This is a genomic window from Nostoc sp. (assembly GCF_036917515.1).
Classification (GTDB): Bacteria; Cyanobacteriota; Cyanobacteriia; order Cyanobacteriales; family Nostocaceae; genus Nostoc.
In genome coordinates, this window is the sequence record NZ_JBALDE010000026.1 from 1 (window position 1) to 6889 (window position 6889).

Consider the following 6889-nt stretch of genomic DNA (forward strand, 5'->3'; position numbering starts at 1 on the left):
TAATGCTTCTAAACTAAACATAGGGCAGGTGCTGGATTTAACGCTATTTTCAGCTTACTACCTGCTCCTTTCCTTATCCCGAACTCAGGTTACATTAAAATCAGTACATCAAGACTGAAAATGAAACCTTACTCCATCGATTTTCGAGAAAAAATAGTCCGAGCTTACGAACAAGGAAACACCTCAATAAGACTTGTAGCAGCTCGATTTGATGTCAGCAAAGCTTTGGTAGAAAACTGCTCAAACAGAAGATTAGGGAAGGTCATGTTGAGCCAGGAAAACAGGGTGGAAGGATGAAAAGTGAGTTAGATAAGTATAAAAAAGAACATGGACAAATGAGAGAAAAATATCCAGATGCAACCTTGAGTGAATACTGCGAACATTGGGGGGAAACATACTACAATCAATGGGTAAGTAGTAGCGTGATGTGCCGTGCATTACAAAGGCTGCAACTGACGCGAAAAAAAAACATTACGTAGTAGCCAAGGTGCGAGTCATAGAGTTCAACAACTAAGAAACGATTATTGGCAGCAAGTGAAACACATACAACCACACAACCTCGTGTTTCTTGATGAAATGGGAGTATTGTTAGGGTTAACGCGCTCTCATGGGCGAAGTCCATTAGAGCAAAGAGTGTATGACAAGAAACCTTTTTATCGTCGGTCGAAAGTCACGGTTATTGGTGCCATCAGCCTCACCAAAGTTTTAGCGGTAATGACATTAAATGGGTCGATGGCTAGCAATGCTTTTGAGGTATTCATCGAAAAATGTTTGCTTCCCCAGTTGTGGCCAGGTGCAGTCATTGTTATGGATAATCTTCCAGCTCAGAAACTAGCTTCGCTCGAAACATTGATTCAATCAAAGGGTGCTAGTGTTCAGTATCTTTCACCATATTCACCTGATTTTAATCCAATTGAAAATTGCTGGTCACAACTCAAAGCTTTTTTACGTCAATTTTCTCCAACCTCAGCCACAATGGTTGATATCCTCATTGCTACCGCACTCAATTTGGTTAATCCTCAGCATTTAAAAAACTGGTTTAGCCACTGCTGTTACTGTACTTCATAAACCTGCAATCTGCTGTATATAATTACTCATATTTGATCGCATCGCCCAAGCATGAGAAAATCAGGTAATACAATCGCAACTGTTGCGATGATGGCACGGAAGGAAAAAAGAAGTCGGAGAATTTGAGAAGCTAAATTGTAACGCAAGGGGTGCAGCGAGCGCATCACTCAACAAGGCTTTTAAGTTTTTAGTAATTACTTGATTATACATTAACGACAGAAACTACTAAACAAATCTCAATAGGCAAAACCGACACTATTTGAAACCTTTGTTCAGACAGGTTCTGTCGAGAGTAATAAAAGAGAGTTTATTATTTATTATAAAGAGAAAAAAGCTCGCTTGAAGGTAGTATTATTATAATTATTGTGATTATAAATAAAGTAAAAATGTCCTAAAACCTATGCAATTCCGTGGGAGATGAGCTGCTTGTTCTCTAGCAGCCTACCACTAGAACCTGTGAAGATATAAAGTACAGGAACATAAAACGATTCTTGGCACAATCAATTTTGATGCCAACATCATCAATATATCCAGTGCTTCTCAAATCTTCAGGTTTAACAGCAAAGACCTGATTAGAACAGGTCTAATTTGTTATACAGCATTTTGCATCTAAATGAAGTATATCCTTACCTCCCTTAATTCCCCTTATAAAGGCGGGAAATAAGAAATCTTGTTCCCTCCCCTTGATAAGGGAAAGGTTAGAGTGGGGTGTTTTTGTACTTCATTAACTTGCAATCTGCTGTATCTTCCCACTCGTTATTTCTCCACCTTGTTTTCTCAGCGTTGCTGAATAAAAATGTGGAATTTCAAAATTCAATATTTCAAACAGTTTCCTTTTCACCCAAAGGAGCAAAGGAAATTTATCCTCTTAATTAGCAATGCTGTTTTCTGATGGGAAAGTGACGAGGTAATTTTTTTATCCTCTAAGTTTAGGAGAAACTTGCTATGGCAACCATTAACGGTACTAATAGTTCTGACAATCTGTCCGGTAGAGATGATTTTTTTAATTTCGGTGATATTATCAACGGATTTGATGGCAACGATAGTATTAACGGCGGAGACACATTCATTGCTAACGATACGATTGACGGCGGAGCGGGCAACGATACGATTGACGGCGGAGCGGGCAATGATATCCTCATTGGCGGTACTGGAACCGATCGCCTCACTGGAGGATTGGGTAACGATGTTTTCAAGTTCAACTCAGTTTCTGAGAGTCAACCTGGTATTTTACAGGATGTTATAACTGACTTTGCTGGAGTTGGAAACGGTATCTTTGGAGGTGATCAAATTGATCTATCTACCATTGACGCCAATTCCACTATAGCGGGCAACCAAGCCTTCACTTTCATTGAGGCTAGCGCATTCTCTGCACCTGGTCAGGTTCGTTATTCAGGAGGTATTCTCCAAGCTAACACTGATGGTAATCTGTCGGCTGACTTTGAGATTCAGCTTACAGGAGCGCCACAACTAGTGGCAAGCGACATTATCCTTTCTGGTACTTTTAATGATAGCGATGAGGGTATCAGTACCAGCACTGATGGTACAACTAGTGATGGCGGTTTGGGGATTGGCGACGTTAGTACTAGCTCTGGTGAAGACGGCGGTTTTGTTGACATTGGTGTTAACGATAATTTCAACCGTACTATTAAAGGCAGTAGTGGCAACGATACTATTAACGCTGGCGGTACTGGCAACGATACTATTGACGGCCGTAGTGGCAACGATACTATTAAAGGCGGTCGTGGCAACGATATCCTGACTGGCGGTACTGGCAAAGATATTCTCATTGGAGGATCGGGTAATGATATTTTCAAGTACAACTCAACTTCTGAGAGTCTACTTTCGTCACGTGACTTAATCGCTGACTTTCTTGGAAACGATAGTTTGCCAGGTGATCAAATCGATCTATCTACTATCGATGCCAACTCCACTCTTGAGGGCAACCAAGCTTTCACTTTCATTGGCAGTGGTCAATTCTCCGCACCCGGTCAAATCCGTTATTCTGAAGGTATTCTGCAAGGTAACACTGATGGAAATCTGTCGGCTAATTTTGAAATTAGGCTTATAGGAGCACCACAATTAGTGTCAAGTGACCTCATCCTTTAATTTAATATTTCTGCCTTATTTTCAAGTCAGGAGCCAGAAAGCAGAAAGCACTATAGAATGAAAATATCTCTTTCCAGCCCTCAGTCCCTAGTCACTATTTTCAAGGCAGATATAATTTTGAAGAAAAACTCTGGTGCAAAGTTAGAGTGTCTCTAGCTTTGCACCGGAATCAATATCAATATACTGAGCTATGAACGTAGAAAGTCAGAGCCTCAACTTGCGGCAATGGCTTTTTTTCATATTTAAATTCGTATTGTTATCCCTAGTATTTCCGGCACTCCAGATGTCTAACACACAATAATCATCCCTATTTTATACAAACGCTTAGATGAAGATTTATTTTAATTAGAACTGACCAAAAGACACGGTGAAACATAGAGAATTACTTATATTCGATCGCATCGCCCAGGCATGAGAAAATCAGGTAATACAATCGCAACTATTGCGATGATGGCACGGAAGGAAAAAAGATGTCGGAGAATTTGAGAAGCCAAATTGTAACGCAAGGGGTGCAGCGATCGCCTAATCGGGCTATGCTGCGTGCAGTTGGTTTTAAAGATGAAGATTTCAATAAAGCCATTGTGGGCATTGCCAATGGTTACAGCACGATCACTCCCTGTAATATGGGCATAAATCAACTGGCGCAAAGGGCAGAGGTTGGGATTAAAACCGCTAAAGCGATGCCACAAGTGTTCGGCACAATTACCATTAGCGATGGAATTTCGATGGGAACTGAAGGGATGAAATATTCCCTAGTGTCGCGAGAAGTGATTGCCGATTCCATTGAAACCGCTTGTACTGGACAAAGTATGGATGGTGTGCTGGCCATTGGCGGTTGTGATAAAAATATGCCAGGGGCGATGCTGGCGATCGCTCGGATGAATATCCCTGCTATCTTTGTTTACGGTGGCACAATTAAACCCGGTCACTACAACGGACGTGATTTAACTGTTGTCAGTTCTTTTGAAGCTGTTGGTCAATACAGTGCTGGAAAAATTGACGACAAAGAATTACTAGAAGTTGAGAGTCGCGCTTGTCCTGGTGCGGGTTCCTGCGGGGGAATGTACACAGCTAACACCATGTCTTCAGCATTTGAAGCACTGGGGATGAGTTTACCCTATTCCTCGACAATGGCGGCAGAAGATGCCGAAAAAGCTGACAGTACGGAAAAATCAGCATTTGTCTTAGTCGAAGCCATTCGCAAACAAATCTTACCCCGCCAAATTATCACCCGCAAATCGATAGAGAATGCCATCTCTGTGATTATGGCAGTCGGTGGTTCGACTAATGCAGTACTACATTTTTTAGCGATCGCCCGCGCTGCTGATGTAGAGTTAACTATAGACGACTTTGAAACTATCCGCGCCCGCGTTCCCGTTTTGTGTGATTTGAAACCAAGTGGTAAATATGTCGCTACAGATTTGCACAAAGCTGGTGGTATTCCGCAAGTAATGAAGATGTTACTTGTGCATGATTTATTACATGGTGATAGCCTTACCATCAGCGGTCAAACTATTGCAGAGATATTAGTAGACATACCAGAAGAACCATCTGCCAATCAAAATGTGATTCGTCCTTGGAATAACCCGATGTATCCTCAAGGACATTTAGCCATTCTCAGAGGTAATCTGGCAACGGAAGGGGCTGTCGCCAAAATTACCGGGGTTAAAAAACCAGTAATTACTGGACCTGCCAGGGTATTTGAATCAGAAGAAGCTTCTTTAGATGCAATTTTGGCGGGTAAAATTCAAGCAGGTGATATTCTCGTCATCCGCTACGAAGGACCTAAAGGCGGCCCTGGAATGCGAGAAATGTTAGCTCCCACCTCAGCAATTATCGGTGCTGGTTTAGGTGATGCGGTGGGATTAATTACCGACGGACGTTTTTCTGGCGGTACTTACGGCATGGTGGTTGGTCATGTTGCTCCAGAAGCGGCAGTTGGTGGGGCGATCGCGCTTGTAGAAGAAGGCGATAGTATTACTATTGATGCACCCGCTCGTTTATTGCAATTGAATATATCTGAATCAGAATTGGCCCGTCGTCGTGCTAACTGGCAACCCCCTGCTCCACGTTACACTAAAGGCGTCTTGGCGAAATATGCCAAATTGGTATCTTCTAGCAGTATTGGTGCTGTAACAGATTTGGACTTGTTTTAATTAACCTGACAACTGTGGCACAAGTTTGCATACCTTTAATAAGGGGCTTAAGCCCCTTGTCTGGTTAATTGAGATGGTCGCTGAATTTACCTGTCCTGTAATGATTTGATCTAGCGATCGCTTCTAAAGAAACGTGAGTTCGACGAAACTAAAAAATGGCAGGAGGTAGTGCAGGCAAATCTTTTGGGTAAATGTCAATCGAAGGTTTTTTAGGCAAATATGTATAAGCAGTTAAACCAGCTATTAAATTAACCAAAAAGTTAAATTGACTACGGTGGCGAGAGTGTTCGATTTGACAGATATTTTTGAGATGGTCATTAACGGACTCAATCACGGCTCGTTTACGTAACAGAATCTTATCAATCAGTTTTACCAAACGATTCTTACAAAGTTCTGATCGCCGGAAGCCGGCGCTCAGACTTTGCGCTTTTTCATTTTCTTCTTAGATTTTGTGACTAACTGCAATCCTCGCTCATATAACTCCTCAAATAGTTTTTGATACTAAGTTGCGTTCAGAGGTAGTATTCTGAGATGAGGAAAGAAAGTTAAAGAACGCAGGCGATCGCTATCAGTACAAAGCTCGACTAAGCCTTGGCAAAGTACGTCCTCAACTTGGTCTAAAGTGTGAAAGGCTTGATTATAGAAGTGGTTTTCAAGGGATATCTTCCCAAATATGTTCAACAGGCATTAATTCTAGGCTGTGAGCTGGTTGAAGAATTAAACGAATATTTTCAGGAACACTCAGACAATTAGAACGATGCCAATTGCGCTTTATCCAACTGTAAAACTACAAAATAATCAGCAAATTCTAGAGAAAGTTGTGATCAGAATAAATTCATCATCTTAGTGTTAGCATAGGGCAAAATTAAGCCTTGTCTTTTACCTAATTCGGGCGCAACTGCGGCATAAGCGTAAACATATTGTCTGACCTGTTGCTTAGGTACAGTTGGGCGTATCCCTTGTGGACACTCCTCTTGCCCGAACCTCTCCAATCCGACCAAACCTGCCTTCGTCTCCTGCCATCAACAATAAAGGTCTATGATCAGATGCAACTCTAGTTTGATTAATTTGTTCTATTAATTTAGAAAAGTTTTTTTAAATTCATCAATGGCAGTTGGTTTTTTTTTGGGATGAGAAGGTCTCGGTACTATTTTACGCCATTGATGTCGTTCCATCAGTCGATAAATTGTTGTCTTATGCACCGTAAAACCACACTCTCTTTCATAGGCAAGTTTTATTTGCATTGCTGTTGCAATCTGACCACAACGAGCTTTTTCTTTGAACGAATCTATTAGTTCCTTTTCTTGCTCCCAACTTAAATAACAATTACGTCTGCCCCCTTTCCCTGGTGTAAATAACCCCGTTTCTCCCTCACGGTTGTGTTGCTGAATTACTTTTCTAACAAACCCTTTTGATACCCCTACATGTAATGCTATCTCGCCTGCCGTTCTGGGATCTGCGAGCGCATTATATAGCAGTTCCTGCTTGAGTGCAATACAGTATGGGATGATGGAGTATATCAACGTCTAAGTGCCTGTAGAATGAAACCTTACTCC

At 41.5% G+C, this 6889-nt stretch carries 5 protein-coding genes and 1 pseudogene; 4 read left to right on the top strand and 2 right to left on the bottom strand.

The features are described from left to right. Positions 1-293: 293 nt before the first annotated feature. The 4 genes from V7K89_RS03585 (at position 294) to ilvD (ending at position 5333) form a co-directional block, all read left to right on the top strand. On the top strand, positions 294-479 hold the full coding sequence (locus tag V7K89_RS03585) for a hypothetical protein (RefSeq protein WP_335184409.1): 186 nt from the start codon (positions 294-296) through the stop codon (positions 477-479). Between the two features lie 55 nt (positions 480-534). Beyond that, positions 535-1068, top strand: a complete 534-nt coding sequence (locus V7K89_RS03590) for a transposase (RefSeq protein WP_335184410.1) — start codon at positions 535-537, stop codon at positions 1066-1068. Between the two features lie 945 nt (positions 1069-2013). Further along, a complete protein-coding gene (locus tag V7K89_RS03595) occupies positions 2014-3177 on the top strand; it encodes a hypothetical protein (RefSeq protein ID WP_335184412.1) in 1164 nt (387 codons plus the stop codon). Positions 3178-3647: 470 nt separating this feature from the next. Beyond that, positions 3648-5333, top strand: a complete 1686-nt coding sequence (gene ilvD / locus V7K89_RS03600) for a dihydroxy-acid dehydratase (protein WP_335184414.1) — start codon at positions 3648-3650, stop codon at positions 5331-5333. Positions 5334-5481: 148 nt separating this feature from the next. Here the strand turns inward: ilvD and V7K89_RS03605 are convergent. Both V7K89_RS03605 and V7K89_RS03610 read right to left on the bottom strand, forming a co-directional pair. Beyond that, positions 5482-5718: pseudogene (locus V7K89_RS03605) on the bottom strand (transposase); the annotation flags it as partial. A 691-nt stretch (positions 5719-6409) separates the two neighbouring features. After that, a complete protein-coding gene (locus tag V7K89_RS03610) occupies positions 6410-6856 on the bottom strand; it encodes a helix-turn-helix domain-containing protein (protein ID WP_335184416.1) in 447 nt (148 codons plus the stop codon). Between the last annotated feature and the right edge of the window lie 33 nt (positions 6857-6889).

What these genes read in the sequence shown, in the direction of transcription:
- V7K89_RS03585 (WP_335184409.1), top strand. Translation starts at nt 294, where the DNA reads ATGAAAAGTGAGTTAGATAAGTATAAAAAAGAACATGGACAAATGAGA.
- V7K89_RS03595 (WP_335184412.1), top strand. Translation starts at nt 2,014, where the DNA reads ATGGCAACCATTAACGGTACTAATAGTTCTGACAATCTGTCCGGTAGA.
- ilvD (WP_335184414.1), top strand. Translation starts at nt 3,648, where the DNA reads ATGTCGGAGAATTTGAGAAGCCAAATTGTAACGCAAGGGGTGCAGCGA.